The following is a 25,174-nucleotide window of genomic DNA, read 5'->3' as shown; positions in this document are numbered from 1 at the left end:
CTTTATCAAATTAAGATATTTAGTATGATTAATCTTTAACGGGTAAAATGCGAACTATTTTCTTGACGATAATCTTTTCAATAGCTTTTCCCTTTGCTAATTCTACTTACGCAAGTATAGATTATGAACTTAAGGAATCAAGGAAATGTTCAAGTGTGTTTTCTTATTTCGAAAAAAAGTATGGTTTGCCGGGTAATAGTTTGCATGCTATTTCTCTGCATGAAACCGCAAAAAAACACCCTCGCCATAATATTTCGCTGGTTTGGCCTTGGACGGTGATGAATAACAAAGAAGGTAAGAGCTACCATTTTAGAACCCAGAATGAGGCAATAAGATATGTAAGAATGCAGTTTATGATGGGGAATAATAATATAGATGTAGGATGTATGCAAATTAATTTAAAGCACCATCCGGAAGCTTTTTCGTCTTTAAATCAGGCTTTTTCTCCCAGAAGCAATATTGCATATGGAGCTTATTTCTTAAGCGAAAATAGGAAGAAATTAGGTTCAATGGAAAAGGCTATAGGTAGGTATCATTCTGCAACTGAGCATCTTGCTGCTAAATACCGTTATAATGTTAATAAAATTAATCAGTCTATGTATGAATATAATGCCAACTTACGCAAAGTTGCATATAGCGTTTCTTACAATAAGAAGTACCTTAATTCTTATCGTAAAAGTTCTTCCCAGGATTTATTTACTAAAAAAATGATCGCTATCTAGTAAGTAGAAATAAAAATTCTTCAAAACGTATTAATGCAGATAGAATTCAACATGAAGATTGGTTTGAGAGTAAAGTATACCAACGATGATGATATTTAATCAAGATTTGGTAAAGAGCCGTAAAATTAACTCTATTGATAATATTAAAAATTCAGATTTTTACCAATTTCTCTATTCTGATTTAATACAGCGATTAGAACCGATAGATAAAACTTATAAAAAAGGATTAGTCCTGGGTTTTGGCGATTATCATATGTTTCCTATTAATAATCCCTATAACTTAAATTATACTGAACTAGACCAGCTTGTTTTAATAGAAAAAAAATCACTGGACCTCGTACTATTTCCATTTGGATTTCATTGGTTAAATGACGTGCAAAAATTTTTATTTAAAGTGAAAGAGGTTCTAAAAAATGATGGTCTTTTTGTTGGTAATTTTGCCGGTTCAGGTAGCCTGAATCATCTAAGAAAACTTTTATTTCTAGCAGAAGAGGACCATAACATTCCTCACTTTCCTCATATTTCTCCTTTTATTAAATTTGAAGATATGACACCTCTTATGCAACAAGCAGGTTTTGCTGAAAATATAATTGATTGCGAAACGATAGAACTAGAATATAAAAATCCAATTTTATTCATGAGGGCCTTAAAGAGCTTCGGAGAAACAAATGCAATTAATAATAGGATAAACTACTCTATTACAAAACCAATGTATAACTATATAAAAAACTATGAGCGTAATTTTCTAGATAAAATAAATCTAATTAGCTTAGTATCTAGTCCGGCAAAAGGCTCAATAAAGTTAAAAGCAGAAAATTTTTCGGGATAATGTTAAAGCTTCCTTGTGTTTTAGACTTTTATTATGCTATCATTTACCGATTGAAACTGAAATTTTACTATATTATTTAGAGGATCTATTTCTATGGAAGAGTTTGATTTAGCAGTTATTGGGGCAGGACCGGCGGGTTACACGGGGGCAATAAGAGCAGCCCAGCTTGGGAATAAAGTTGTTTGTATTGAAAAGCATAGCACTTTAGGAGGAACTTGCTTAAATGTTGGGTGTATTCCCTCTAAAGCCTTATTAAATTTTTCTGAAAAATACGAGGAGGCAAGAACTCATTTTGCTGATATTGGTATTAATGCTGATATAAAACTTGATCTGGCCAGAATGCTTGCTAAAAAAGATAAAGTAGTAGGTGATTTGTGTAAAGGGATAGAAAGCCTTTTTGTTAAAAATAAAATTAGTAAAATCAAGGGGATAGCAAAAATTATTGATCCAAATACTGTTGAAATTACTGAGGGCACAAATAACACGAAAATAAAGGCTAAAAATATCCTAATTGCTACTGGCTCTCAGATAATTAATGTTCCAGGGATAAATATTAACGAAAAAAATATAGTTTCTTCAACAGGTGCTTTATCCCTTTCAAAAGTACCAAATGAAATGGTAATTATTGGTGGGGGATATATAGGTCTGGAGCTCGGGTCTGTATGGAGAAGGCTTGGAAGTAAAATTACTGTTATAGAATATGCGGAGAGAATTGTTCCAGCTCTTGATGTGGAAATCGGTAAATCTTTTTACAAAATCCTTGAGGGCCAAGGATTTAAATTTATGCTTAGTACCAAAGTGTTAAAAGCTGAGCAGGTTAAAGATCGGATCGAACTGGTTACTAGCGGAGTTAATGACAGTAAAGAAAGTAAGATTAGTTGTGACGTTGCTTTGGTCTCTGTTGGTAGGAAACCGAATACTGAGGGTATGGGATTGGCGGAAATGGGAATTGAAGTTGATCAGCGCGGCATGATTAATGTAAATGATCATTTCCAAACAAATTACTCTAATATTTACGCAGTTGGGGATGTTATAAGAGGGCCAATGCTTGCGCATAAAGCAGAAGAAGAGGCCATTGCTGCAGTAGAAATTATGAATGGCCAGGCAGGACATGTGAATTATAATCTAATTCCGGCGGTTGTATATACTTGGCCTGAAGTTGCAAGTGTTGGAGCAACAGAAGAAGACTTAAAAAAGGCCGGCATAGACTATAAAGTAGGAAAATTTCCTTTTCTGGCAAATAGCAGGGCCCGGAGCACTGGTAATACTGAAGGGATGGTGAAAATCCTTTCAGATAGCAAAAATGATAAAATCCTGGGAGCTCATATTATTGGTCCTGATGCTGGGACTCTCATTGCAGAAATTGTAGCCTATATGGAATTTGGGGGGGCTGCTGAAGATATTGCCCGTACTTCTCATGCCCATCCAACCCTTAACGAAGCAATAAGAGAAGCAGCACTGGCAGTGGATAAAAGGGCTATTAATATATAAAATGAAATTTTATAGTAATCAATTATCTCAGTTAATTGAAAAAATTGCTGGTGGCACTATTAAATCCTTACTTTTATATGGTCATAACAGAGGTTTTATTTCTGCTATTATTGAACAATTGGTTAAAAAATTTGATTTCTTTAGTGTGAATTTAAATGGTAAAGAAGCTACAGAGGCGAATCTTAATCTTTTAGCTAATACCAGCAATTTTTTTAAACAAAAAGAATTAATAAAAATTGATTATAATGGTTCAGCGGTAAACAAAGAATTAATGCGATTTCTAACAACAGGAAATTTTACTAATTTTATTTGTTTTATAGGTGATGAATCTTTACCTTCTTCTGGGATTAGAAAACTTTTTGAAGATTCTGCCCATATGGCTGCAATCGGCTGTTATTACGATGATGAGAACATGGTAGTAAAACTTGCTAATTCAATGGCGTTAAAGCATCAAAAAACAATTTCAGAAGAAGCGTTATTTTATATTAAAGTATCTTTGAAGGGCGATTATCAAGTCATTAAAAATGAATTAGAAAAATTGATAAATTATACTCATAATAAAGATAAAATCACTTATGAAGATGTGCAAGCAGTCCTCAGTCCGGATTTATCTGCTAATGGAGATGAAATGTGCATATTTTTTAGTAAAAAAGAGCCGGAGCTGTTTTTAGCTGAAGTAGAAAAACTTCGTAATCAAAATATTAATGAAGTTCTAATGATCCGAGCTTTAATAAGGTATTATATAAATTTATTTGTTGTATGTTCCAAAATAGAAGATGGAGTCAACATTGATTTGGCTATAAAATCTCTTTCCCCTCCGGTATTTTTTAAATATGTTAGTGATTTTAAAGCTAATGTAAAAAAACTTTCGTTAAATGATGTAGTAAGAGTTATTGATGTTTTGCAAAAAGCAGAGGTTAAGGTAAAAAACAGTAGTAATAACTTTAACTTTTTTGTAGAAGTTTATTTGCCTGCACATGATTATGCGATATATTAAGTAGGAATTATTTTGTAACTGTATGAAGTTTTTAAAAATTTATATTTTTACTGTTCTAATTATTTTTTTTAGAGTAGCAAACGCCTATGATGAAGCTGCTGCTAAAATTGCAGTTGTTGACGTTGAATCTATTTTAGAAAATTCTTTAGCTATTGGTGCTATTAGGAAATCTATTAATGAACTTAGTAAAACTATAGAGAATGAAATAAACGAGCAGGAAAAGGAATATAAAAAACGCCAGCAGGAATTGCTTGAAGTACAAAAAACGGTAAGCCAAGAAAAATTTGATTCATTAGTATTAAAATTTAATAAGAGCGTTAGTAAAATTCAAAAAAATATTCAACAAAAAAAAATTGCATTAGAGCATGCTCATTCCCAGGCAATAGAGGTAGTTCATCAGAAAACTATCTCTATAATTGGCGATTTAGCTAAGAAATATAGTCTTGATATAGTGTTACCAACTTCTCAGGTACTGTATGTCAAAAGTGAGTTAAATATTACACCAGAAGTAATATCTAAATTAAATAACGATTTGAAGGAAGTACCAATTAACTATCAAAAATTTTTAAAAAATTAAACAAAACACTCCTAAATAATCTCCTTACATCATACGTTTATTCATACTTGTTTTCTTGTAATACAGACAGGATTTGTTGAAATAGGAATGATATAATCGTTAAAAATTTATTACACAAAAGTTAATATTTTAATTACTTATTAATTTTTGTGTGGTAAGCTTACAATATAAAGATAATACAAACAGATTGGATTATTTTTATATTAAACGATTAAATTAGGAGGTTTTTATGGATCCATTAGCAATTTCTTCGCTTGCCGTAACTTCATTTTCTATATTTTTGAGTATTGGAACAGCAATATATAAATTGGTCAAACAAAATAGGCATGACCCAGAAGAGGATAATAACCAAAACCATATTCACCATGGGCATGGAGTATTATGTACAGAAGAATACAAAGAACAAAAATTGTATACGACGCATAAGAAGAAAGAGAATCATCATACTGCTAACTCGGAAGAAACAGAATTATCTTATGTTGTAGAACATCGGCAGAATAATCCTATGAATTTATCAGGAGATCAAGAGGAGTTGACTTCTGAATAGTATGTAGAAAAAACTGTAATCTCAGTAATTACTAAACTAAATAGCGCTTCTCATGAAACCAGGTTTTTTTAGATAGCGCTATCTTTATTTGTCTGCAATTACATATAAAAAAGAGAAAGTGCTATACTCCACATAATTACTCCAATAATAGCATCTAATATTTTCCATGCTATCGGTTTTTGGAAAATAGGTGTTAACAGGCGTGCTCCATATGCTAAGCAAAAAAACCAGATAACTGAAGCTGTACCTGCGCCGGCAATATAGTATAGCCTTTGGTTTTCTGGTAGCTGTGCACCTACAGTTCCTATAAGCAATATTGTATCTAAGTACATATGAGGGTTTAAGAAGCTCATTGCAAGTAGAGTTATGATTGCAGATGAAAGAGATTTTTTGCCGGTTATATGTGCATCATCTATTAACCCACCAATTAAATACCCGACATAACTATTGCCAAGAAGGAAGGAATTTGTATAATGCAATAATGTCAAAAAGTGAAGATTTTAGGAAATTATCAATAAGCGCACAAGCGTCGATGAGAAAGATTGCTCTAAAACTAGTAAAAAGAGGAGAGAGTCAATCGTCGGTAGGTGAATTAATAGGAGTGAGTCGCCAGACAGTAAATGAATGGGTAAGGAGGGAAAAGAGAGGCGACAAGTACGCAATTAGTGGGAAGTTAAGAGGTAGAAAGATAGGAGAGAAAAGGCTTATAACCGAAGATCAAAGTAAAATAATACAAGGGTACGTAAATATCTCTAGACCAGAAGATCACAATATCAAATCAGCATTATGGTCAAGAAAATCAGTTAATGCACTCATCAAAAAACATTGTGGATTTTTTCTTCCCCTAAGTACAATAGGCGAATATTTAAGAAGATGGGGGTATACTGCACAAAAGCCAAAGAAGTTAGCATATGAGCAGCAACCCAAAAGGGTTCAATTTTGGTTAGATGAAGAATATCCGTCAATAGCCAAGCAAGCAGAATATGAAAAGGCAGAAATACATTGGTGCGACGAAGTAGGGATAAAACAAGAGTGTCAGGTATTACAAAGCTATTCTTTAAAAGGAAAAACCCCTGTTGTGATTCATAAATCGAAGAGATTTAGTATAAACATGATATCCACTGTTACAAATAACGGTAAGCTAAGGTTTATGCTGTACGAAGAGACACTAAAAACAAATGTATTTATAGAATTTTTACGGAGGTTGGTAAAATACTCCAAGAAAAAAATCTTCTTAATCCTAGATAATCTCAAGGTTCATCATAGCAAAAAAGTACAAATATGGACTCGGAAACATAAAAAGAAAATTTCTTTATTTTTTCTGCCTCCGTATACTCCGCAACATAATCCGGATGAATATTTAAACAACGATTTAAAAAGAAATGTAAATAGGAAACATATACCTCTTACAAAATCTGAACTCCAAGGGAATTTAAAATCTTACCTAAGGACTCTGCAAAATAACCCAGAACATATCAAAAGATTATTTCAGGCGAAAGAAGTAAAATATGCCGCCTAAGTCGGGTATTTAATTGGTGGGTTAATATCGAGCTGGTTTTAAATAAAGCAGAGTAGAAACATTTACATCCGTAAAAAAACAGAAATAATATGCCACCGTATTTTGCCGTAAGCATTAGGTAATTATGGGAAGCAATCACAAGTCCCAGGCCTTTAACGCCCAGGTATATCATAGAAATATCTATGATGGATGCCAAAAGTGCTAATATTAAAACGTGCGATTTTATCAGCCCTTGTCTTAAGATAAAAGCGTTTTGTGCTCCTATAGCTATTATTAGTCCGGCAGTAGTGCTATAACCTTTGATAAATGCAAACCAAAAAAGCTGGGTCATTACGTTAATATGCCGGGGTTGATTGGAGTGTACAGAAGCTTATTGTCACTATTACAGCTCAAGTAAAACCTGATTTTGCAGTTTAAACAATTTTGAAGCTCCTTCTTGTGCTAGATTAAGCATTTCTAACAATTGTTGCTGATTAAAATCCGTTTTTTCTCCTGTAGCCTGTATCTCAATCAGGTTACCGCTAGAGCTAAAAACAAAATTTGCATCTACTTCCGCGGTGCTATCTTCTGCGTAATCTAGATCAAGGATGACTTCCCCTTGATATATACCGCATGAGATTGCAGCTATTTGGTGCTGTAAGGGGTTAGTTCTTATTATTCTTTTGTCCATTAAAGATCTAATTGCCAAATGCAAAGCGACATAGCTGCCTGTAATAGCTGCTGTTCTTGTGCCGCCGTCAGCGTTTATGACATCACAATCAATTATTATCTGTTTTTCGCCTAAAGATTTTAAGTTAGCAGCTGACCTAAGAGACCGGCCAATTAACCTTTGAATTTCCTGAGTTCGTGAGCTTTGACTCCCTCTTATTGCTTCCCTCTGCATTCTTTGATCGGTAGATCTTGGCAGCATTCCATATTCTGCAGTAATCCAACCGCTATTTTTACCTTTTAGGAATTTAGGTACTGAGTTTTCTAAGGAAGCAGAACAAATAACTTGGGTATTACCGCATTTTATAAAACAAGAACCATCTGCATTATTTAAGATGTTTTTCTCAATAAAAACATCTCGCATTTGGTTGTTTTTTCTTTTAGAAGGGCGCAACATGAAAACTAATAATACTTTAAGTTTATTTATACCTTGAAAAAGCATCCCTTTGCACTATATTTTAAAGAATGTAATCAGGCAACTAAAATATCGATTTTAAGAATATGAAAGAAAGCGAAGATCAAAATAATAGTAAAGATAAAGATGGGCAAGAGTTAGATAAGGAAGTATCTGGCATTGAAAAATATAATGAGAGTAGAGAGGAGCAGAAGCTTTTGGAAGATGAACATGAAGGACAGCAGCTTCTTACTGAGGAAAAAGATACTGAGTTAATAAATAATTTAACTGAGGAAATTAAGTTAATGCAGGATAAGCTTCTTCGTGCCGTAGCAGAATCAGAGAACATAAGAAATCGGATGAATAAAAAAGTTGAAGAAGCCAGGGATTATTCGATTGTTGGATTTGCTAAAGATCTTTTACCGGTAATTGATAATTTTTCTAGGGCTTTATCTCACGTTCCAGAAAATATAAATAATGATACTAGAATAATTATTGATGGTGTTAGGATGATAAAAGACGAGCTAATATCCATTTTTAAAAAACATGGTATAGAGTCTATAGAACCTAAGGAAGGGGAGGGGTTTGATTACAATAACCATCATGCGATATCTCAGGTAGTAACAGATCAATATGAAGAAGGTACAATAGTTAGTACAATGCAAGTGGGGTACAAAATAAAAGATAGGCTGATTAGACCTGCATCGGTTGCTGTTGCTAAGAAGTAGCAAGAGTAATTAAACTTGCAGAAAAATGACAATAACATATGAAGAGTTTGAGCGTGTTGATTTACGCTGTGGAACAATAGTAAAAGCAGAAAAATTTTTGCGTGCTACAAAACCGGCATATAAGATATGGGCAGACTTTGGTAGTGAAATTGGTGTTTTACAAACATCTGCTCAAATAACTGTGCACTATACCCCACAGACTTTATTAGGTAAGAAAATTGTAGGCTGCGTAAATTTAGGAGAGAAGAATATAGCAGGATTTGTCTCTAACTTCTTGCTGGTTGGCTTTTCCGATAGTAATGGAGCAATTTGTCTTGCTTCTGCAGATTTAGAAGTACCAAATGGCAATAAGTTACATTAACATGTGAGTAACATTCATAAGTTTAAAACTAGTAATTATGGTTTATGCGGTGTCTACTTACATACTTTAATTCAAGGTAACAATTTATGAATAAGTTAGTTTTTTGGAGCTTAACATTTTTAGCCTTTTCAGCTATTATCTACGCAGTTTCAGGGACTTTAGCTCCATTTATTATTGCCTTTATTTTTGCATATTTACTACAACCTTTAATAGATAATAATTCTAAGAGGTTTAATATTCCAAGAGGATTAATTTCGACAGGAATTTTTAGCATATTTATTAGTAGCTTTATTATAATATTTATAGTGTTATTACCAATTATTTATAATCAGATTGCTGCCTTTATAGCCAAAATCCCTAGCTATAAGAACAATTTTAACGCCGGATTAGATTATTTTTTAGCTTGGGTTGAGAAATTTGACCCTGCTATTGCAGCTAAAGTTTCAGACTCATTGCAAAATTTTATTAATTCGGCATTTTCGGTAGTAGTAGCCGCTGCAAATAATATTTGGGGATATACCTTAGCGACTATCAATTTTTTTACTATAATTGTATTGGTACCCGTTATTTTATATTATTTTCTTAGAGATTGGCCTCAAATGGTCAAAGGTGTAGAATCAATCTTACCTCTTAAAGAGAAAGGTAAGGTTGGAAGAATTTTCTTGGATATTAATAATCTACTATCTGCCTATATCAGAGGTCAGCTTAACATATGCTTGTTACTGAGTCTCTATTATATTGTAGGGTTAAATTTAATCGGTATAGATCTTGCTCTTTTACTTGGGATAATATCAGGATTTTTAGTTATAATCCCTTTTATTGGAGCTTTTATATCGCTATTTTTAATGTTAGTAAGTTGTTATTTTTCCTACGGAGCTTCGGTGGAAATATTGTATGTATTAATTTTATTCGTTATTGCTCACATTATTGAAGGGTATATCCTCACTCCTAAGATAATAGGGGATAAAATAGGACTACACCCAGTTTGGATAATATTTGCCGTATTTGCAGTTGGTAGCGTTTTTGGTTTTATAGGTATAATATTTGCTATTCCAATTGCCGGTATAATAAAAATATTGCTATTTCATATGATTGATTATTATAAATCTAGTAAGATTTATAATAATTAAGGTAAAATTTATTATGGAACAAATAACGTTTTCTTTGAATAACCAATTATCTAATAATTTTAGCGATTTTATTGAATCTAGTTCAAATAGGCTTGCTTTTCAATATATAAGAGAGTGGCCTAACAATTTTGGGGTTTTTCCATATTCAAAAGTTTTGATCATAAAAGGCCCTAAATCTTCAGGAAAAAGTTTTTTAGCCAATTTATGGGCAAAAAAAACTCATGCCTTATCCTTAAAGAAAAATCATGAACTAACAAACTCTATTTTAGAACATCATCAAGCTTTTATAATTGATGGTTTTGACTCTACCTGGCGGGAACGAGATATATTGCACTATTTCAATATATTGCATGAAAATAATAAGTATTTATTAATTACTTTAACGCAAATGCCGAAGCTTAACCTAGCTGATTTATCTTCTAGAATAAATTCAGTAAATAAAGTTGATATTTCCATGATTGATGACGAATTGATGAGAATCTTGATTTTTAAGCAATTTTCCAATTTTTCAATTGTTATTAGTGACGATGTTATAAATTATCTTGTCAAAGTTCTTCCTCGTGAAGTTCCAAAAATTTTGTCAATTATAGGTGAGATTAACCAAAATTCTCTGGCAAGTAAAAGAAAGATTACTATACCTTTTATAAAGCAAATATTAGGAAACTGTATATTATAAATATATGGAGAAATAAGCTTTAAAGTTACTGAAATAATCCGCAGGCTACTTTCTTTATTATTAGCAGTTAGTCTTTCTGTAATTTACTAATAAATCTCGTAAAATCTTCGATATTAGTAAAATCTTTATATACAGATGCAAATCTTATATAAGCAACCGGATCAATTTTTACTAGTTCTTTCATTATTAATTTCCCTATTTTCCGAGTAGTTATTTCCCGAGTATTATCACTTTCTAGTTCTAATATTATTCTATCATTTATTTCTCCGATTTGTTTTTGAGAAAAACTTCTTTTTCTTAAAGCTGTAGCTATCGATTTTTCAATTTTAGTACGGTCAAAAGGCCTTTTTGCTCCGGACCTTTTTACGACTACTAGTTCTCTTGTCTGGATACGTTCAAAAGTAGTAAAGCGGCCTCCGCATTTACCGCAATATCTTCTGCGCCTTACTATTGATCCTTCGTTTGTAGTTCGGGAGTCTTTTACGCCAGTTTCCGCCTTTTCACAAAATGGGCATTTCATAGTTATAAATTACGTAGTTGGACATTTAGACGATAACAGCTGATTACGACGTTCCAAAATTTTTTGCAAGTAGGAATCTGTTAGAAAATCAGCACCTTTGGCTGAAGAAAAAATTTCCTTAAGGCTATTTAAGTCAAGTTTTTCTAAAGCTAATAAAGCCCTTTTAGGGCATTTTTCTACATACGATTTACTAAAACTTTTATCAAAAGCATGATATTGCCTCCATAAACTATTTTGGTAGATAACGTATTTTAATGGTTGGTTGTAGGATTTAAAGCTTTTATAAAAGGATTCAGGTAGCTTATTATTAAATGATTTTTTTAGGTTATCGTAGGAGGGGTCATCAATAATTTTAGCATCTTCAAAAGGGAAGGGTTTATCCCAATCATTTGTATTTAGTTTATCGCTATAAAATACTCTTACAAAGGGCAGTTCTCCATAACGAACGTGCTGGTGATTTCGTATACCGGAATTATCAATGGCTATCGGGTATATTTTAGACGCATCAGGATAAGCTAGTAAATTATGCGGGCCTGAGTCCCATTGGCCAAAAACAAAATAAAATATTTTTAAATTATTTTCGTCTTCCTTGCTAAATTTTTTTGAATATTTCTTATATTCCCCATTTTTTAATAGGTCAATAGGGGTGTTAACAAAAAGCTGTAGCGAGCCTGTCATACCATTTATTTTCCTTAAAACAGTAGGAGGAATATAAGGAAACCCTAGGTAAACAGAAGCTTGATACGCTGCAACTTCAGCCTTAGCATCTCCTTGATCGTCAAGAGGTAAGCTTTTAAACACAGCTTGTACTCCATTTTCTAAAGTAATGAGAAATACCTGACCGTCAAATTCAGCTTTTTTACCTTGTTCTATTAAAACTTCTTTCATAGGTTTAATATCGGTAACTTTTGCAGTTTTAAGAATTTTGGTAATTTTAGGGTTATGCCAGCTTGCCGGATGCTCAAATTCATGGGCATAAGAGCAATTAAAACTTAGGCAAGAAATTATTAAATAAGTAATTATTAATGTTGCTGGTAACCCCCTTGAAATCTTGTTATTCATAAAATTTTTTTTATTTACTATGATATATTGGGAACTTTACTGTTAACTCTTTTACTTTTCTGAATACCATTTTTTCTGTATCCGAATTATTCTCTGATATTTTAAGTGAATCTAATATATCGGCAATTAAATTGCCTGTTATTTCAAATTCCTTTTCTTTAAAGCCTCTTGTTGTACAAGCAGGGCTACCCAGTCTAATACCCGAAGTGATAAAAGGGGAAGTGGTGTCAAAAGGAACACTATTTTTATTTGAGGTAATACCTGCTCGATCTAGAGAATCGGCAGCTAGCTTGCCAGTAAGTTTATGTTTTCTTAAATCAACTATTACCATGTGGTTGGTAGTACCACCGGTTAAAATATCGTAACCTCTTTTTCCAAGTGAGACTCCAAGTATTTTGGCATTCCTTACCACTTGTTTGATATATTCCCTAAATTCATCAGTTAATGCTTCTTTAAAAGCAACAGCTTTGGCCGCAATTACGTGCATTAATGGTCCTCCTTGCAGGCCAGGAAAAATTGCTTTGTCAACTTTTTTAGCAATTTCTGGATCATTCGAGAGGATAAGGCCGCCTCTTGGTCCTCGTAGGGTTTTATGAGTAGTAGAAGTTACCACGTGGGCATAAGGAAATGGACTTGGATGTTCTCCGGTTACAACTAGGCCAGCAATATGAGCAATATCAGCCATAAGGTAAGCACCGACCTTATCGGCAATTTCCCTAAACCTTTTAAAATCAAGTGTGTGCGTATAACAGGAAAACCCAGCAATGATTAACTTGGGTTTATGTTCGAGAGCTAACCTTTCTAATTCATCATAATCAATAAGATATGTTTTTGGATTAACATGGTATAAAACCGGTTTAAACCACTTCCCAGAAATATTGGGTGTTGCTCCGTGCGTCAGGTGTCCACCGCTATCTAAAGACATTCCAAGTATAGTATCACCTGGTTCTAATAGGGCCAGGTAAACGGCCTGATTAGCTTGTGAGCCTGAATGTGGTTGAACATTAGCATAAGAACAGTTAAATAGCTTTTTAGCCCTTTCAATAGCTAAGTTTTCAGCCTTATCAACTTCGTGGCATCCGCAATAATACCTTTTGCCGCAGTATCCTTCAGCATATTTATTAGTCATAATTGATCCTTGAGCTGCCAGAACCGCTTTACTTGCAAAATTTTCAGAAGCTATTAATTCTATATAATCTTCTTGCCTGTTCGCTTCTGATTTTATTGCTTCAAAGATTTCAACATCGGTTTCTTCTAGTATTTTATTAATATGATTCATAGCGGCCTATTTTAGGATTAATTAAATTTTAAATATACAAAGAATGAGCTTAATTTGCTACAGAAAGAATCAAAACTATTTTTCTGTTAATTCACCGTTTTCATAAAAACTGGAAGCAGTTTGGAAGAGACTTATTGCTTCGTGCGTTAAATTTCCCCTGGTATCATCAATTTCACGTTGGTTGATTCCCGATAGTTGATAAGCTTTAGGCTTGCTATTTGGTGCTAATATTATCAAATGTTCGTCTTTCATGTAACCTAGTAATTGATAGGTACTGATAAAAGCTCTATTTGCTGGAAAATTTAATATATCTGTTCCCCATAATTTAGTAGTGTGCGGGAGATTAAGAATTCCCAAAATTGTAGGGATTATATCAATCTGACTTGCTAAGTTATCTACTTGTTTAGGTTTTAAGATGTGTGGGTTATAAATCATCAATGGTATATGATATTGTGCAACAGGCAAGTTGACTTTTCCAGCGCTTGCTGCGCAATGGTCAGCAGTAATGACAAAAATGGTATCTTTAAACCACTCTTTTTTTCTTGCTTCTTCAAAAAATTTACCTATAGCATAATCGGTATATTTTACTGCTGCATTTCTTCCCCCTCCAGAAGGTAAGTCTATTCTTCCATCCGGAAAAGTATATGGACGATGATTAGAAGTTGTCATAATTAGAGAAAAAAACGGCTTGCCAGCTTTATAATTTTTATCTAATTCTCCTAACGCTTTAAATAGGAGGTCTTCATCTGCTACTCCCCAAACGTTTGAGAAACTTATTTCTTCGGAAGAAAAATTACTGCGATCAATAACTTTATAGCTGTTAGAAGAGAAGAATTTATTCAAATTGTCAAAATAGCTATATCCTCCAAAAATAAAGCTAATATCATATTCGGCCTTTTTAAAAATTGTGCTTGCATTAAAAAGGTTTGCGTTATTAGGCCTGCGAATAATAGAAGAGCCAGGGGTCGGGGGTACAGATAAACTGACAGCTTCAAGCCCCCTTACAGTTCTCGTGCCTGTAGCATAAAAATTAGTAAAGAAGATACTATCATCAGCTAATTTATCCAGATTAGGAGTTATCGACTCAGTGTTGCCAAATTTTCCCATAAATTTAGCACTCAAGCTTTCTACCATAATTAGTACAACGTTGTATTTTTTAGTTTCTAGGTTATTATTTTTATTTACGTATCTTTCTATATTTTTGTTATTTAAAAATTCCTGGGTCGGCTGGATAATATTAGCTCTAACTATATCTATTGCCGTATCATTGGGAAGTTTCTGGTAGAATCGATCGTAATTTAAACTATTGTTAAAAAACGCCGTAAAAAACTCATAACCACCGTTTTTTCCTATTTCTATAGCGTATCTATTGGTACTTAGAGTAAATTTTTCCGAATCATAAAATTTTGAAAAACCTAAGCTTAAAGCAAATAAACTTAGCGCATATGCTAAATAAAATCTTGTATTTATCTGTGCTATTTGGTTAAAAATATAATTTCTTAAAAAATAGGTCAGTAATGTGGAACTTATAGTAAAAGCAACCAAAATCTTATATATAGGTAGGGATTCAAATACAGTACCGATGATTTCATGAGTATAAATTAAGTAATCTACTGCGATGAAATTGAAATTAGTGCCAAATTCTTCCCAGAAAATAATTTGAGCGATTAAGGTGAATATAAGGATGGAGTTAATTAAAAAATAAGTTCCGAGGGAACAAATTTTGTATATTGTAATTTTGTTCCGTAAAACCCTATGAAAACAGCTGCTAATAACTAGCATTAAAGGAAGAAAATAGGCAATAGCTATAAAATCGTTAATAATTCCTACTAAAAATATACCAGGAAGCTCGGTTATAGCGATTTGGTTTTGTGTTATTCCAAATAAACCTAGGCAAGCTCGAGTAACGAATTGAAATATTAAATATATTCTAATAATTGTAAGATCAAAAAAACTTTTTAACATCTAATAAATTATATCATTTTATAATTTTTTAAAAATTGCAGGGCAAATTTCAGTCCTTTATCATCAATAGAGTGGGTTAGGTTATCAATGATCAGTTTCTCATGTTTAATTTCATTTTCGGTAAAATATTTTGCCGCATTATTGGTTTCTTCATAATGTACTACATCATCCTCCTTGCCATGAATTAAGCAGAGAGGAGTTAAGCGGTTAATTAAATTAACCGGGGGCAATAACCTACCTGAAAAAGCAATAGTTGCTCCATAAGACTCCATTTGAGTTAAAGTAAGATACATTGCTATCATGGCTCCTTGTGAAAATCCAATTAGGATAGTATTTTTATTAGTAATATTAAGCTCTTTTTGCTTATGTTTTATAAGTTCATTAATTAATGGAGCATTTTTTTCGGCTAGCTTTAATACTACCGAAGCTGATCTATCTTGTAGGCTGAACCATTGACGTCCAAAAGATGCCATATCATATGCTTCTATTCCGTGGGGTGAAATAAAATGACAAGCAGGCATTGCTTTTTGAATATAGGGAACTAAGTTAATCAAATCATTACCGTCAGAGCCAAGCCCATGAAGTAGGATTACAAGCTTCTCGGGTGGTGGGGTTAGTGAAGCTATTTCTGGATAGTCTAAAAACTGATTTCTTTGCATAACTTATTAAATTATTATTGTTATTTTTAGCTTAAACAAATTTCTTTTAGTGAATGCTTTTAATTTTTCAATCCTTTGGGACGTATGTTGTAATAAAAATCACTTCAATAATTTGAATCAAGCCTTAGCTTTATAGTAAGCACGCTTTTAGGAAAAGTGGACTTTATATGCAAAAATCATATAGTTTAACGAGTGTAAACTATAAAATACTATAATATAAATTTTGCCAAATCTCTATTTTTAATCAACCCTTCTAGTCCTTTATTAACAAATTCTCTATCAATTAGAATCTTCTTTTCTTTCATATCACTTGCTCTAAAACTAATATCTTCAAGTAGATGCTCTAATATAGTATGAAGTCTTCTAGCACCTATATCTTCAATTTCAATGTTAAAGTTCGAAGCATGATGTGCTATCTCTTCAATTGCCTCTTTAGAAAAGGTAAGATTCACTTTTTCAGTAGCAATTAAAGCTGTATATTGCTTTATAAGGCTAGCTTCCGGTTCAACTAATATTTTAATTAAATCTTCTTTAGTTAAAGAAGTCATTTCTACTCTAATAGGAAGCCTACCTTGTAACTCTGGTAAAAGGTCGGAAGGTTTTGACAAATGAAAAGCTCCTGAGGCTATAAATAGAATATGGTCTGTTTTAATAGTACCATATTTGGTTACCACATTTGTTCCTTCGATTAGAGGAAGCAAATCTCGTTGTACGCCTTCTCTGCTAACTTCTCCGCCTTTTCCTTCTGATCGTGAAGTTATTTTATCTATTTCATCAAGGAAAACTATTCCGTCGTTTTCAACTGCTTTTAATGCAGCTGATACTATTTTTTCCTGATCTACCATTTTTTCTGATTCTTCAGAAGTAATGACTTGTAAGGCTTCTTGAACGGTTAGTTTTTTTAATTTAGTTTTTTCACCGCCAAAAGCTTTACCGATCATATCGCTAATATTTAGAACCCCCATGGCAGCTCCTGGCATACCTGGGATTTCAAAACTTCCTCCCCCCATAGGCGAGGGGGTGTAGTTTACGCCAATTTCTATTTCAGAGTTATTAAGTTCTCCCGATAAAATTTTTGCTCGAAATTTCTCTCTAGTTTCAGGAGAAGCGGTTTTACCAACTACTGCGTCAAGAATTCTTTCTACTGCCTGCAGCTGGGCGTTTTTTTCAACTTCGGCTTTGGCTTTAGCTTTATATGAGCTAACAGCAATTTCAGCTAAATCCCTAATTATCGATTCAACATCACGCCCCACATAACCTACTTCGGTAAATTTTGTTGCCTCTACTTTGATAAAAGGTGAATCAGCTAAGCGTGCAAGCCTTCTGGCTATTTCGGTTTTACCTACTCCAGTAGAGCCGATCATTAGAATATTTTTAGGCGATATTTCGCTTCGCATTGGTTCATCTACATGGATTCTTCTGTATCTATTTCTAAGTGCAACAGCTACAGCTTTTTTAGCAGCGTGCTGACCTACGATAAACCTATCTAGTTCGGCAACTATTTCTGCTGGAGTCAGGCCCATATTTTTTTTTGAACTCATATTACTTTCTCAATGATTATATTATGATTAGACATTATGCATATATCTGCTGCTATATGCATTGATTTTAAAGCAATTTCTTCGGCAGATAAGGGAGTGTCTATAGACATCAAAGCTCTAGCGGCAGATAGAGCAAAGAATCCACCAGAGCCGATAGCTGCAATATTGTTTTCTGGTTCTATTACATCTCCGTTACCTGAAACTATAAGAATATTATTTTTATCCGCAACTATTAACATTGCTTCAAGACGCCGGAGGTATTTGTCCGTACGCCAGTCTTTAGCAAGTTCAACAGCGCTTCTAACAAGCTGGTTGGAATGTTTTTCCAATTTTGTTTCTAAACGTTCAAAAAGCGTAAAAGCATCAGCGGTAGAACCAGCAAAACCTGCCACTATTTTGTTATTACACAGAGTACGAAGTTTTCGGGCGGTGGATTTCATCACCATGTTACCAAGAGAAACCTGACCGTCAGCAGCTATTACGATCTCGTTACCTTTTTTTAGGCAAAGTATGGTAGTCCCTCTTAGCCCCGTATTATTATTTAAATTATCTGACATAAAAATTTTTCTTTATAAACCTTGTACAAACTATCAATTTAGTAGATAATTATCAAGGGTGAATTTTGCAAGTGTAACGAATGAATTTATATTCCATATATGCTGGCGACGTAGGTAAAAATTCCGATCCGGTAATAATTAAACAAGGATTTTCACCTGTTGCTAGTGTTTTTAACCTGTTTTGGGCAATATACCATAGAATGTGGTTAGTTATCATTTTAGTTATGGTAGCTAATTTTATCGTAATTTCCTTTAGTGAAACAGAAGTTGTTTCACTAATAGGGAATTTAAAATATATTGTTCAGTTTTTCATCTTTGGGTTTTTTGCCACAGAAATTAGAGAATTTTATGCAAGGAAACGTGGCATGCAGCTAGATGATATAATACTTGCTAATTCTGAAGAAGAAGCTGAGCTAAAGTATATGACACGAACTAATATCTAATTTTGAATAAAAATATAATAAATATCATATGTACGATACGAATAATATTTTTGCTAAAATAATCAGAGGTGAAATACCATCTTCTAAGGTTTATGAAGATGGATATATTATCGCTATAAATGATATAAATCCTGTTGCTCCTATCCATATCCTAGTTATCCCAAAAGGTGGATATAGAAATTTTGATGAGTTTAGTCAAAAAGCTAGGCCAGAAGAATTAACCCATTATTTCAGAAAAATATCAGATATAGCTAAGTCTCAAGGAGCAGAAGAATATCGTATTGTTAGCAATAATGGCTCATCTTCAGGACAAACTATTTTTCATTTCCATACTCATATCATTGCTGGAGCGAGCTTTAGTAAACTAATTTAAAATAAATATAATAAAAAATGAAAAAATATAATGTAGCTGTAATAGGTGCAACAGGTAATGTCGGACGAGAATTACTTAATTCGCTTAATCAAAGAAACTTTCCCGTAAACAAAATTTTTGCAGCAGCTTCTGCCGATTCGGTGGGGAAATCGGTAAGTTTTGGTGATAGCACTATTAAGGTATGCCAAATAACGGATCTTGATTTTTCTGATATTGATTTTGCTTTTTTCTGTGCAGGTTCAAAAGTATCAAAGCAATATGCGAAAACAGCCGCAAGTAAAGGATGTACGGTCATTGACAAATCCTCTCTCTTTAGGCTGGAGGATGATGTGCCGCTAGTTGTACCTGAGGCAAATAGTTCTGTCTTAAAAAATTTTAAAGCTGGGGGTATTATAGCCAATCCTAATTGTTGTTCCATACCTCTTGCAGTAGCTTTAAAACCCCTAGATAATGCGGCAAAAATAAAACGAGTAGTAGTTTCCACTTACCAATCAGTTTCTGGAGCTGGGAAAGAAGCTATGGATGAGCTATATCTCCAAACCAAAGCCAAATTTATTTTTGAGAATATACCACCAAAAGTCTTTCCGACACAAATTGCATTTAATTTATTTCCCCATATCGGCGATTTTCATGAAAATGGAATTACTGACGAAGAGTATAAAATAGAGCAGGAGCTAAAAAAAATTATCGGCAGGGATATTAAGGTCAGTGTCACATGTGTGCGAGTTCCTGTTTTTGTTTCCCATTCCATGTCAGTTAATGTAGAATTTGAAAATAAAATAAACGCAAAAGAGGCAGAGGAGATTCTTTCGGAGTTAGACGGAATTATCACTTATAGTTGTAATAATGAAATAAAATATGCAACACCTGTTGACGTTGTAGAAGAAGATGAAGTATATATCTCCAGAATAAGAGACGACAATTCTTGCAACAACACTATTAATATGTGGATAACTACTGATAATTTACGTAAAGGTGCTGCGCTAAATGCAGTCCAAATAGCTGAAGAATTAATTTAAGGTTGTGTAAAAGTAATAAAATTAAAATACAAGGGATTGTAAATGTATTTAACAAACGAAAATTTAACTTTTGTCAAAAAAAATGAATCTTTATTTGTTTCGCTCAAGTATCTAGATTCACAAGGTAATTTAAATCAGATTGATAGTGCTGCTAAAAATATCTTAACTGATCCCCATAATCATGGGTTTGACCTAAGTAAAAATATATGTTTACTACCGATTGATTCTAAGGGATTTTGTGATCCATTTCGGTCTTTGCCTACTACCAGTTTTTTGTGCGTTAATCTAGCAGATGGCTTAAATATTAGAAAGCATGCTAGCAAACTTATCTATGATTTTCTTCCTAATATGGTAGCAACATTTGAAGCTGAAATAAAATTCTGGGTAGAACCTTCGGAAGAAGAAAGTGATGTGTGGAAGGTAGATCCATTTGATTGCTATAGCAACTTACGTAGTGATATTCTTGAAACCCTAGAAAAAATTGATATTAAAACCACTATCCATATGCCTGGAAATAAAAAAGGTGAATGTATAATAGGATTTAAGGGGCAGAATATTATAGATTTGGCTGATAATTTTATCCTTACAAGATTTGTTATAAATAATATAGCCGCGGACTATGGCTACAGGGTGCTTTTTAATAAAGACAAAGAACAAAACCTTAAGTTGATTTTGGTATGCAATAATAACGATGGGCAAATGTTTCTGGATAATTTTCTCGCTAATTATCCATTAATATTAGAATATAACAACCTATTACAAATGAGCAATTTAAGCTCTAAATCCTTATCAAAAAGAATACTTTTTAATGAAGATTGTAAATTGCATGTGAAATTCTCCACCGGAAGCAATTTTATTCCTTATATGAATTTTGCCTTTGTTGTTCTTTGCCTTTCAGAAAATACAGAAATTTTGACAAGATTAAAACAAAAGGAATTTGTAAAATTTATTAAGTATTATAAGGGAAAAGTATTAATAAAAACTAGCTAATATTTAATAAATTATGTATAATACCCATCTAAAAATATGGTCATTAATATTATGAATCAGAAAGAGGCCAAGAAAAAGGATAATCCACTGAAAATTGCTTTAGATAAATGTGAGGCAGCTTTTAAAATTACGTTTGTGTTTGCTTTTATAATCAACTTGTTAATGTTAGTGACTCCTTTATATTCTTTACAAGTACTAGACAGAGTTATAGGAAGCGGTAATTTAGATACTTTATTATTGCTCTCTTTGATTATTGGATCGATATATTTTGTGCATGGCCTCTTACAGATAGCTCGGTCTTTTACTTTAATAAAAGTTGGAGAATGGCTTGATAATACGTTATCTCCAATTATTTTTAGCCACTCAATTTCTGCATCAGCTACTAAAGTTAATCCGGCTTCCAGCCAACTGCTCCGGGACTTTCAGACATTAAAGACTTTTCTAACCAGTACAGGGATTAATACTGTTTTTGATGCCCCTTGGAGTATAGTATATATTGTAATAATTTTCTTAATACACCCATATATTGGATGGATTACAATTGCAGGAGCAGTAATTATTGTTGCCTTTGCATTTTTTAATGCGGTAGCTACCAATAAAACCCTTGGCGAAGCTACTGAATTTTCAATTAAAGGTATGACCCAGGCCGATGTTGCAAATAGAAATGCTGAAGCGGTAGAGGCAATGGGTATGATTAAAAATGTTACCAAGAATTGGGCAAAATTTAATGAAGCATCCCTTGCCAAGCAATCTGTAGCTAGTTATAGAAACGGTATAATCTCTAATTTTTCTAGATTTATTCGAAATATTATGACGATGGCTGTTACTGGTACTGGTGCTTATGTTGTGGTGAAAACGGGTGGTCAAGATATGACTACCGGTGGTATGATTGCCAGTTCTATTATAGTAGGTAAAGCTTTAGCCCCTTTTGATAACTCTATTGTTATGTGGAAAACCATTAGTAGTGCTATCAAGTCTTATAAAACAATTAACGAATCTTTTAATAACTATCAAGAAAGAGACCAGGCCATGCCGATACCACAGGTGGAAGGTCATTTGACAGTAGAAAATATTTTTTATGTTATACCGACTAAGCCTGGAACTCCTCAGTCTTTAGTACCAAGGTATATTTTAAAAGGAGTGTCTTTTTCTCTGCAACCTGGTGAGATATTAGCTATTATTGGTGCTAGTGCTGCCGGCAAGTCTACTCTTGCAAAAATAATTGTAGGTGTTTGGAAAGCTTCTACGGGTTCAGTAAGACTTGACGGAGGGGATGTATACACTTGGAATAGGCAAAATTTTGGCGAACATGTCGGTTATTTGCCCCAAGGGATTGAGCTTTTTAGCGGTACGATCAAAGAAAATATAGCAAGGATGGCAGAAGAAGTATCACCGGAGAAAGTAATTGAGACGGCAAAAATGTGTGGTGCTCATGAAATAATACTACGCTTTCCGGACGGGTATGATACAGATATAGGTAATGCCGGTTCAAATCTATCTGGAGGCCAGCGGCAAAGGATAGGGTTAGCCAGGGCTTTTTATGGTAATCCGAAGCTTGTGGTCCTCGATGAACCTAATGCTAATTTGGATGAGGCTGGAGAACTTGCTCTTTCAACGGCACTCAGAGAAGCAAAAAAGAAAGGAATAGGCGTCATTGTTATTTCACACCGGCCGTCTGTATTGTCAGAAGTAGATAAGATAATGGTTTTACAAGATGGAGCTGTAGCAAGTTTTGGCTCAAAAGAAGAAGTTCAAGGGCGGATAAAAATGCTTCAAAATGGTATGATTCATATTAATGAACAGTAATAAATATATTTTAGGTTATGTCAGATAATAATAAAATAGACCCGGAGAAGCTTAAACAGCTTCAGCAATTAATGGCTAAAAATGGCATGTTGCCTCCGGGTGCAATGGGAGCAGGAGCATTAGCGCCATCTGAAAAAAAGCGAAAATTATCTCTAAAAAATGTTTTTGTAGGGATTCTTCAATCTATGCAATCTGGCGTAAGGTTTATTGATCAATTTACTAATTTTATTATTAATCGCCAGACTGCTAATTCAAATGATGTGATTGAGAGTGCTAAGTCACCTATTATGTTTGGAACTTACGTAACAATTATTTTTGTAGTTTTTGGCTTAATATGGTCTGCAATCGCTCCTCTTGATAGTGCTGCTGTTGCTTCTGGAACAGTTATTAGTAATACTCAACGTAAAAGCTTAAATCATCAAGAAGGGGGGATAATAAAAGCTATTTATGTGAAGGTAGGAGATCATGTAAAAGAAGGAGATCCGCTGCTAGAGTTTGATTCAACTAAAATCAAATCTGAATATGAAATTGTATTACATCAATACCGAAGTTTCTTAGGATTTGAAACTAGATTACTTGCAGAGATTAATGACCAAGATATTATAGAATATCCTGAATTTTTAACCAAAGATAAAGCAATTCCAGAAGTAGCAAAAATTATTGAAACGCAAAATAATTTATTCAATTCTCAGAAAGATCTTAAGAGAGCTGAACAAGATTCTTTAAAGCAAAAAATTAAACAATCCCAAAAACAAATTGAAGGCTTAGAAGCAAAAAAAGTTTCCTTGATAAAAACACTGGAGTTTATAAAAGACCGGGTAGGAGCAACAAAAAAATTGAGTGATAAAGGCTTCGCCCAGAAGGCGGCTTTACTTGAGTTGGAAGCAAAAGAAGCTTCTGCGCTCAGTGAAATTGCTATGGCTGATAGTGAAATTGCCAGATCAGAACAAGAAATTACAAGAACCGAAATTGAGTTCCTTAATTTAGATAGCAAATTTGTAGCTCACACTTTGAGTGAATTAAAGGATGTACAGATTAATGTATCAGATAAGAAAGAGAGATTTTATGCTCTTAGTGATATGCTAGAACGTGCTGTGCTAAAATCCCCAGTAGATGGTGTGGTCAATAATATCAATTATCATACTGTTGGTAGTGTGATTCCTGGCGGACAAACTATTATGGATATTTCTCCAAGTGGCGATCATTTAATTATTGAAGCAAAAATAGAACCTAAAAATATTGATTCAATTAGGGTAGGGCTTAAGTCTAAAATACGTTTTAGTGCTTTTAAATCCAGAACTACGCCTTTATTTACTGGTACAGTTGTATCCCTTTCTCCTGATATAGTTATTGATCAGAGGCATCAAATGGATAATCGGTATGCAGGGGGGTATTATTTGGCACGTATTGAGCTAAATATGGATGAATTTAACGAAGTAGCCCGTACGAGGAAGATAGAATTACATCCTGGTATGCAAGCTGAAGTGCAAATTGTAACCGGTACTAGAACTTTATTAAAATACTTACTCGATCCTGTTATTGATGCGATGTTTAAGGGGTTTAAAGAAAAATAGGTAATGGTTTTAATTGTTACTGGAATATATTAAAATAAGAAGTTAACTTATATAAAAATTTATTGACTATAAGGCAGGGGCAGTATATAAGTTATCTGATTTAAGAAGCAACAATATCAAATTCCGAAATTAGGGGATGTAGCTCAGTTGGTAGAGCGTCTGCTTTGCAAGCAGAATGTCGGGGGTTCGATTCCCTTCATCTCCACCATATATATTCTATTTTAATTAGTACTTGATACCGGAAATAATGGAATAAACCCTCTAACTAGAGGGAAGAGGCTAATAATCAAATTACTAAGTACCAATTAATTGTAATCTAAACATTTTTTTCTGCTGGAGGAAATTATAAGCAAATTTTGACCAGCTTAATATAAGCTATACAAACAAGTCATGGTATAACAGAATCTATCAAATGCCCAAGTCTCTACTTTATTTTGATAATACCGGACTAAAGCTTAACATTTTCTAATTTATCTCTGGTATGAACTTATTATTATGCTAAAGGCATATTACAGGTGTGTAGAGTATGTAATTTAGCAGCACAAATTCAGCAGAGATAAATGATAGTTTTTGAATTAAGCAGCAAATGCAGAATAAAAAAATCCAGGAAAACAAATTTTAACTGAATTCCTGGATTGATGATGATAGAGGCTAAAAATATATGATTTTATTTTTAACCAATACTTCTATAGTTTTTTTCGTGTAGA

The 25,174-nt window shown here is 33.4% G+C and carries 27 protein-coding genes and 1 tRNA gene; 18 read left to right on the top strand and 10 right to left on the bottom strand.

Annotated features, from left to right (window positions below; genetic code table 11):
- Positions 1 to 47 precede the first annotated feature (47 nt).
- The 6 genes from N3Z16_RS00950 to N3Z16_RS00925 all read left to right on the top strand — a co-directional run bounded on the left by N3Z16_RS00950 (position 48) and on the right by N3Z16_RS00925 (position 5,163).
- A complete protein-coding gene (locus tag N3Z16_RS00950) occupies positions 48 to 722 on the top strand; it encodes a transglycosylase SLT domain-containing protein (protein WP_282486396.1) in 675 nt (224 codons plus the stop codon).
- An 85-nt stretch (positions 723 to 807) separates the two neighbouring features.
- The gene (locus N3Z16_RS00945) at positions 808 to 1,551 is read left to right on the top strand and encodes a methyltransferase domain-containing protein (protein ID WP_282486395.1); all 744 of its coding nucleotides are present in this window, start codon (positions 808 to 810) and stop codon (positions 1,549 to 1,551) included.
- Positions 1,552 to 1,644: 93 nt separating this feature from the next.
- Positions 1,645 to 3,042: a dihydrolipoyl dehydrogenase gene (gene lpdA / locus N3Z16_RS00940; RefSeq protein WP_282486394.1), complete on the top strand. Its 1,398-nt coding sequence runs from the start codon at positions 1,645 to 1,647 to the stop codon at positions 3,040 to 3,042.
- Position 3,043: 1 nt separating this feature from the next.
- Positions 3,044 to 4,039, top strand: a complete 996-nt coding sequence (gene holA, locus N3Z16_RS00935; protein ID WP_282486393.1) for a DNA polymerase III subunit delta — start codon at positions 3,044 to 3,046, stop codon at positions 4,037 to 4,039.
- Positions 4,040 to 4,061: 22 nt separating this feature from the next.
- A complete protein-coding gene (locus N3Z16_RS00930; protein WP_282486392.1) occupies positions 4,062 to 4,616 on the top strand; it encodes an OmpH/Skp family outer membrane protein in 555 nt (184 codons plus the stop codon).
- Between the two features lie 229 nt (positions 4,617 to 4,845).
- Positions 4,846 to 5,163, top strand: coding sequence for a hypothetical protein (locus N3Z16_RS00925; protein WP_223938911.1), 318 nt, complete (start codon positions 4,846 to 4,848; stop codon positions 5,161 to 5,163).
- Positions 5,164 to 5,261: 98 nt separating this feature from the next.
- Here N3Z16_RS00925 and N3Z16_RS00920 read toward each other — a convergent pair whose 3' ends face one another.
- The gene (locus N3Z16_RS00920; RefSeq protein WP_282486391.1) at positions 5,262 to 5,516 is read right to left on the bottom strand and encodes a LysE/ArgO family amino acid transporter; all 255 of its coding nucleotides are present in this window, start codon (positions 5,514 to 5,516) and stop codon (positions 5,262 to 5,264) included.
- 23 nt (positions 5,517 to 5,539) lie between these two features.
- On the opposite strand from N3Z16_RS00920, the gene N3Z16_RS00915 reads away from it, so the two are divergent.
- On the top strand, positions 5,540 to 6,682 hold the full coding sequence (locus N3Z16_RS00915; protein WP_282486390.1) for an IS630 family transposase: 1,143 nt from the start codon (positions 5,540 to 5,542) through the stop codon (positions 6,680 to 6,682).
- Here N3Z16_RS00915 and N3Z16_RS00910 read toward each other — a convergent pair.
- Positions 6,639 to 7,013 carry a LysE/ArgO family amino acid transporter gene (locus tag N3Z16_RS00910; RefSeq protein WP_282486388.1) on the bottom strand — a complete coding sequence of 125 codons (375 nt, stop codon included), beginning with the start codon at positions 7,011 to 7,013 and terminating at the stop codon, positions 6,639 to 6,641. The two genes, N3Z16_RS00915 and N3Z16_RS00910, sit on opposite strands and share 44 nt — an antisense overlap.
- A 51-nt stretch (positions 7,014 to 7,064) precedes the next feature.
- Positions 7,065 to 7,784, bottom strand: coding sequence for a ribonuclease PH (rph, locus tag N3Z16_RS00905; RefSeq protein WP_282486995.1), 720 nt, complete (start codon positions 7,782 to 7,784; stop codon positions 7,065 to 7,067).
- A 107-nt stretch (positions 7,785 to 7,891) separates the two neighbouring features.
- Between rph and grpE the strand changes: the two genes are divergently transcribed.
- The 4 genes from grpE (at position 7,892) to N3Z16_RS00885 (ending at position 10,679) form a co-directional block, all read left to right on the top strand.
- Entirely contained in the window at positions 7,892 to 8,512 is a 621-nt protein-coding gene (gene grpE, locus N3Z16_RS00900) for a nucleotide exchange factor GrpE (protein ID WP_223938909.1), read from the top strand.
- Positions 8,513 to 8,537: 25 nt separating this feature from the next.
- Positions 8,538 to 8,873, top strand: a complete 336-nt coding sequence (locus tag N3Z16_RS00895) for a tRNA-binding protein (protein WP_223938908.1) — start codon at positions 8,538 to 8,540, stop codon at positions 8,871 to 8,873.
- Between the two features lie 86 nt (positions 8,874 to 8,959).
- The gene (locus N3Z16_RS00890) at positions 8,960 to 10,003 is read left to right on the top strand and encodes an AI-2E family transporter (protein WP_223938907.1); all 1,044 of its coding nucleotides are present in this window, start codon (positions 8,960 to 8,962) and stop codon (positions 10,001 to 10,003) included.
- A 13-nt stretch (positions 10,004 to 10,016) separates the two neighbouring features.
- On the top strand, positions 10,017 to 10,679 hold the full coding sequence (locus N3Z16_RS00885; protein ID WP_223938906.1) for an HdaA/DnaA family protein: 663 nt from the start codon (positions 10,017 to 10,019) through the stop codon (positions 10,677 to 10,679).
- 67 nt (positions 10,680 to 10,746) lie between these two features.
- Here N3Z16_RS00885 and nrdR read toward each other — a convergent pair whose 3' ends face one another.
- The 7 genes from nrdR to hslV all read right to left on the bottom strand — a co-directional run bounded on the left by nrdR (position 10,747) and on the right by hslV (position 18,262).
- Positions 10,747 to 11,199: a transcriptional regulator NrdR gene (gene nrdR / locus N3Z16_RS00880; protein WP_223938905.1), complete on the bottom strand. Its 453-nt coding sequence runs from the start codon at positions 11,197 to 11,199 to the stop codon at positions 10,747 to 10,749.
- Between the two features lie 9 nt (positions 11,200 to 11,208).
- Positions 11,209 to 12,261: a hypothetical protein gene (locus tag N3Z16_RS00875; protein ID WP_223938904.1), complete on the bottom strand. Its 1,053-nt coding sequence runs from the start codon at positions 12,259 to 12,261 to the stop codon at positions 11,209 to 11,211.
- A 10-nt stretch (positions 12,262 to 12,271) separates the two neighbouring features.
- Entirely contained in the window at positions 12,272 to 13,540 is a 1,269-nt protein-coding gene (gene glyA / locus N3Z16_RS00870; RefSeq protein WP_282486386.1) for a serine hydroxymethyltransferase, read from the bottom strand.
- A 75-nt stretch (positions 13,541 to 13,615) separates the two neighbouring features.
- Positions 13,616 to 15,505, bottom strand: coding sequence for an LTA synthase family protein (locus N3Z16_RS00865; protein WP_282486385.1), 1,890 nt, complete (start codon positions 15,503 to 15,505; stop codon positions 13,616 to 13,618).
- 8 nt (positions 15,506 to 15,513) lie between these two features.
- Entirely contained in the window at positions 15,514 to 16,164 is a 651-nt protein-coding gene (locus N3Z16_RS00860) for a dienelactone hydrolase family protein (protein ID WP_282486384.1), read from the bottom strand.
- A 209-nt stretch (positions 16,165 to 16,373) separates the two neighbouring features.
- Positions 16,374 to 17,705: an ATP-dependent protease ATPase subunit HslU gene (gene hslU, locus N3Z16_RS00855; RefSeq protein ID WP_282486383.1), complete on the bottom strand. Its 1,332-nt coding sequence runs from the start codon at positions 17,703 to 17,705 to the stop codon at positions 16,374 to 16,376.
- Positions 17,702 to 18,262 (bottom strand): ATP-dependent protease subunit HslV, encoded by a 561-nt coding sequence (gene hslV, locus N3Z16_RS00850; protein WP_282486382.1) that lies wholly within the window; start codon positions 18,260 to 18,262, stop codon positions 17,702 to 17,704. Before hslV ends, hslU begins: the two co-directional genes overlap by 4 nt.
- Positions 18,263 to 18,342: 80 nt before the next feature.
- Between hslV and N3Z16_RS00845 the strand changes: the two genes are divergently transcribed.
- The 7 genes from N3Z16_RS00845 to N3Z16_RS00815 all read left to right on the top strand — a co-directional run bounded on the left by N3Z16_RS00845 (position 18,343) and on the right by N3Z16_RS00815 (position 24,675).
- Positions 18,343 to 18,705, top strand: a complete 363-nt coding sequence (locus tag N3Z16_RS00845) for a DUF2628 domain-containing protein (RefSeq protein WP_282486381.1) — start codon at positions 18,343 to 18,345, stop codon at positions 18,703 to 18,705.
- A 28-nt stretch (positions 18,706 to 18,733) separates the two neighbouring features.
- The gene (locus tag N3Z16_RS00840) at positions 18,734 to 19,078 is read left to right on the top strand and encodes an HIT domain-containing protein (protein WP_282486380.1); all 345 of its coding nucleotides are present in this window, start codon (positions 18,734 to 18,736) and stop codon (positions 19,076 to 19,078) included.
- Between the two features lie 17 nt (positions 19,079 to 19,095).
- Complete coding sequence (asd, locus tag N3Z16_RS00835) at positions 19,096 to 20,097, top strand: aspartate-semialdehyde dehydrogenase (protein WP_282486379.1); 1,002 nt, start codon at positions 19,096 to 19,098, stop codon at positions 20,095 to 20,097.
- A 42-nt stretch (positions 20,098 to 20,139) separates the two neighbouring features.
- Complete coding sequence (locus N3Z16_RS00830) at positions 20,140 to 21,087, top strand: hypothetical protein (RefSeq protein WP_282486378.1); 948 nt, start codon at positions 20,140 to 20,142, stop codon at positions 21,085 to 21,087.
- A 51-nt stretch (positions 21,088 to 21,138) separates the two neighbouring features.
- Positions 21,139 to 22,893, top strand: a complete 1,755-nt coding sequence (locus tag N3Z16_RS00825; protein ID WP_223938894.1) for a type I secretion system permease/ATPase — start codon at positions 21,139 to 21,141, stop codon at positions 22,891 to 22,893.
- Between the two features lie 17 nt (positions 22,894 to 22,910).
- Positions 22,911 to 24,467, top strand: coding sequence for an HlyD family type I secretion periplasmic adaptor subunit (locus N3Z16_RS00820; protein WP_282486376.1), 1,557 nt, complete (start codon positions 22,911 to 22,913; stop codon positions 24,465 to 24,467).
- 132 nt (positions 24,468 to 24,599) lie between these two features.
- Positions 24,600 to 24,675 (top strand) — tRNA-Ala (locus N3Z16_RS00815).
- The last annotated feature ends 499 nt before the right edge of the window (positions 24,676 to 25,174 follow it).

The sequence above is a fragment of the Candidatus Megaera polyxenophila genome, assembly GCF_029982035.1.
Lineage (GTDB): Bacteria > Pseudomonadota > Alphaproteobacteria > Rickettsiales > Rickettsiaceae > Megaera > Megaera polyxenophila.
The sequence above is the reverse complement of the archived record's forward strand: the minus strand, read 5'-3'. Positions and strand labels throughout refer to the sequence as shown.

Bases quoted from the DNA above. Each gene is read 5' to 3' on its own strand.
- holA (WP_282486393.1), top strand. From the start codon at position 3,044: ATGAAATTTTATAGTAATCAATTATCTCAGTTAATTGAAAAAATTGCT.
- N3Z16_RS00885 (WP_223938906.1), top strand. From the start codon at position 10,017: ATGGAACAAATAACGTTTTCTTTGAATAACCAATTATCTAATAATTTT.
- N3Z16_RS00890 (WP_223938907.1), top strand. From the start codon at position 8,960: ATGAATAAGTTAGTTTTTTGGAGCTTAACATTTTTAGCCTTTTCAGCT.
- nrdR (WP_223938905.1), bottom strand. From the start codon at position 11,199: ATGAAATGCCCATTTTGTGAAAAGGCGGAAACTGGCGTAAAAGACTCC.
- grpE (WP_223938909.1), top strand. From the start codon at position 7,892: ATGAAAGAAAGCGAAGATCAAAATAATAGTAAAGATAAAGATGGGCAA.
- hslV (WP_282486382.1), bottom strand. From the start codon at position 18,262: ATGTCAGATAATTTAAATAATAATACGGGGCTAAGAGGGACTACCATA.
- N3Z16_RS00840 (WP_282486380.1), top strand. From the start codon at position 18,734: ATGTACGATACGAATAATATTTTTGCTAAAATAATCAGAGGTGAAATA.
- N3Z16_RS00895 (WP_223938908.1), top strand. From the start codon at position 8,538: ATGACAATAACATATGAAGAGTTTGAGCGTGTTGATTTACGCTGTGGA.
- N3Z16_RS00820 (WP_282486376.1), top strand. From the start codon at position 22,911: ATGTCAGATAATAATAAAATAGACCCGGAGAAGCTTAAACAGCTTCAG.
- glyA (WP_282486386.1), bottom strand. From the start codon at position 13,540: ATGAATCATATTAATAAAATACTAGAAGAAACCGATGTTGAAATCTTT.
- N3Z16_RS00875 (WP_223938904.1), bottom strand. From the start codon at position 12,261: ATGAATAACAAGATTTCAAGGGGGTTACCAGCAACATTAATAATTACT.
- N3Z16_RS00925 (WP_223938911.1), top strand. From the start codon at position 4,846: ATGGATCCATTAGCAATTTCTTCGCTTGCCGTAACTTCATTTTCTATA.
- N3Z16_RS00950 (WP_282486396.1), top strand. From the start codon at position 48: ATGCGAACTATTTTCTTGACGATAATCTTTTCAATAGCTTTTCCCTTT.
- N3Z16_RS00945 (WP_282486395.1), top strand. From the start codon at position 808: ATGATGATATTTAATCAAGATTTGGTAAAGAGCCGTAAAATTAACTCT.
- lpdA (WP_282486394.1), top strand. From the start codon at position 1,645: ATGGAAGAGTTTGATTTAGCAGTTATTGGGGCAGGACCGGCGGGTTAC.
- N3Z16_RS00915 (WP_282486390.1), top strand. From the start codon at position 5,540: ATGAAAGAGATTTTTTGCCGGTTATATGTGCATCATCTATTAACCCAC.
- N3Z16_RS00845 (WP_282486381.1), top strand. From the start codon at position 18,343: ATGAATTTATATTCCATATATGCTGGCGACGTAGGTAAAAATTCCGAT.
- N3Z16_RS00825 (WP_223938894.1), top strand. From the start codon at position 21,139: ATGAATCAGAAAGAGGCCAAGAAAAAGGATAATCCACTGAAAATTGCT.
- N3Z16_RS00865 (WP_282486385.1), bottom strand. From the start codon at position 15,505: ATGTTAAAAAGTTTTTTTGATCTTACAATTATTAGAATATATTTAATA.
- N3Z16_RS00860 (WP_282486384.1), bottom strand. From the start codon at position 16,164: ATGCAAAGAAATCAGTTTTTAGACTATCCAGAAATAGCTTCACTAACC.
- N3Z16_RS00920 (WP_282486391.1), bottom strand. From the start codon at position 5,516: ATGAGCTTCTTAAACCCTCATATGTACTTAGATACAATATTGCTTATA.
- N3Z16_RS00830 (WP_282486378.1), top strand. From the start codon at position 20,140: ATGTATTTAACAAACGAAAATTTAACTTTTGTCAAAAAAAATGAATCT.
- asd (WP_282486379.1), top strand. From the start codon at position 19,096: ATGAAAAAATATAATGTAGCTGTAATAGGTGCAACAGGTAATGTCGGA.
- N3Z16_RS00930 (WP_282486392.1), top strand. From the start codon at position 4,062: ATGAAGTTTTTAAAAATTTATATTTTTACTGTTCTAATTATTTTTTTT.
- hslU (WP_282486383.1), bottom strand. From the start codon at position 17,705: ATGAGTTCAAAAAAAAATATGGGCCTGACTCCAGCAGAAATAGTTGCC.
- N3Z16_RS00910 (WP_282486388.1), bottom strand. From the start codon at position 7,013: ATGACCCAGCTTTTTTGGTTTGCATTTATCAAAGGTTATAGCACTACT.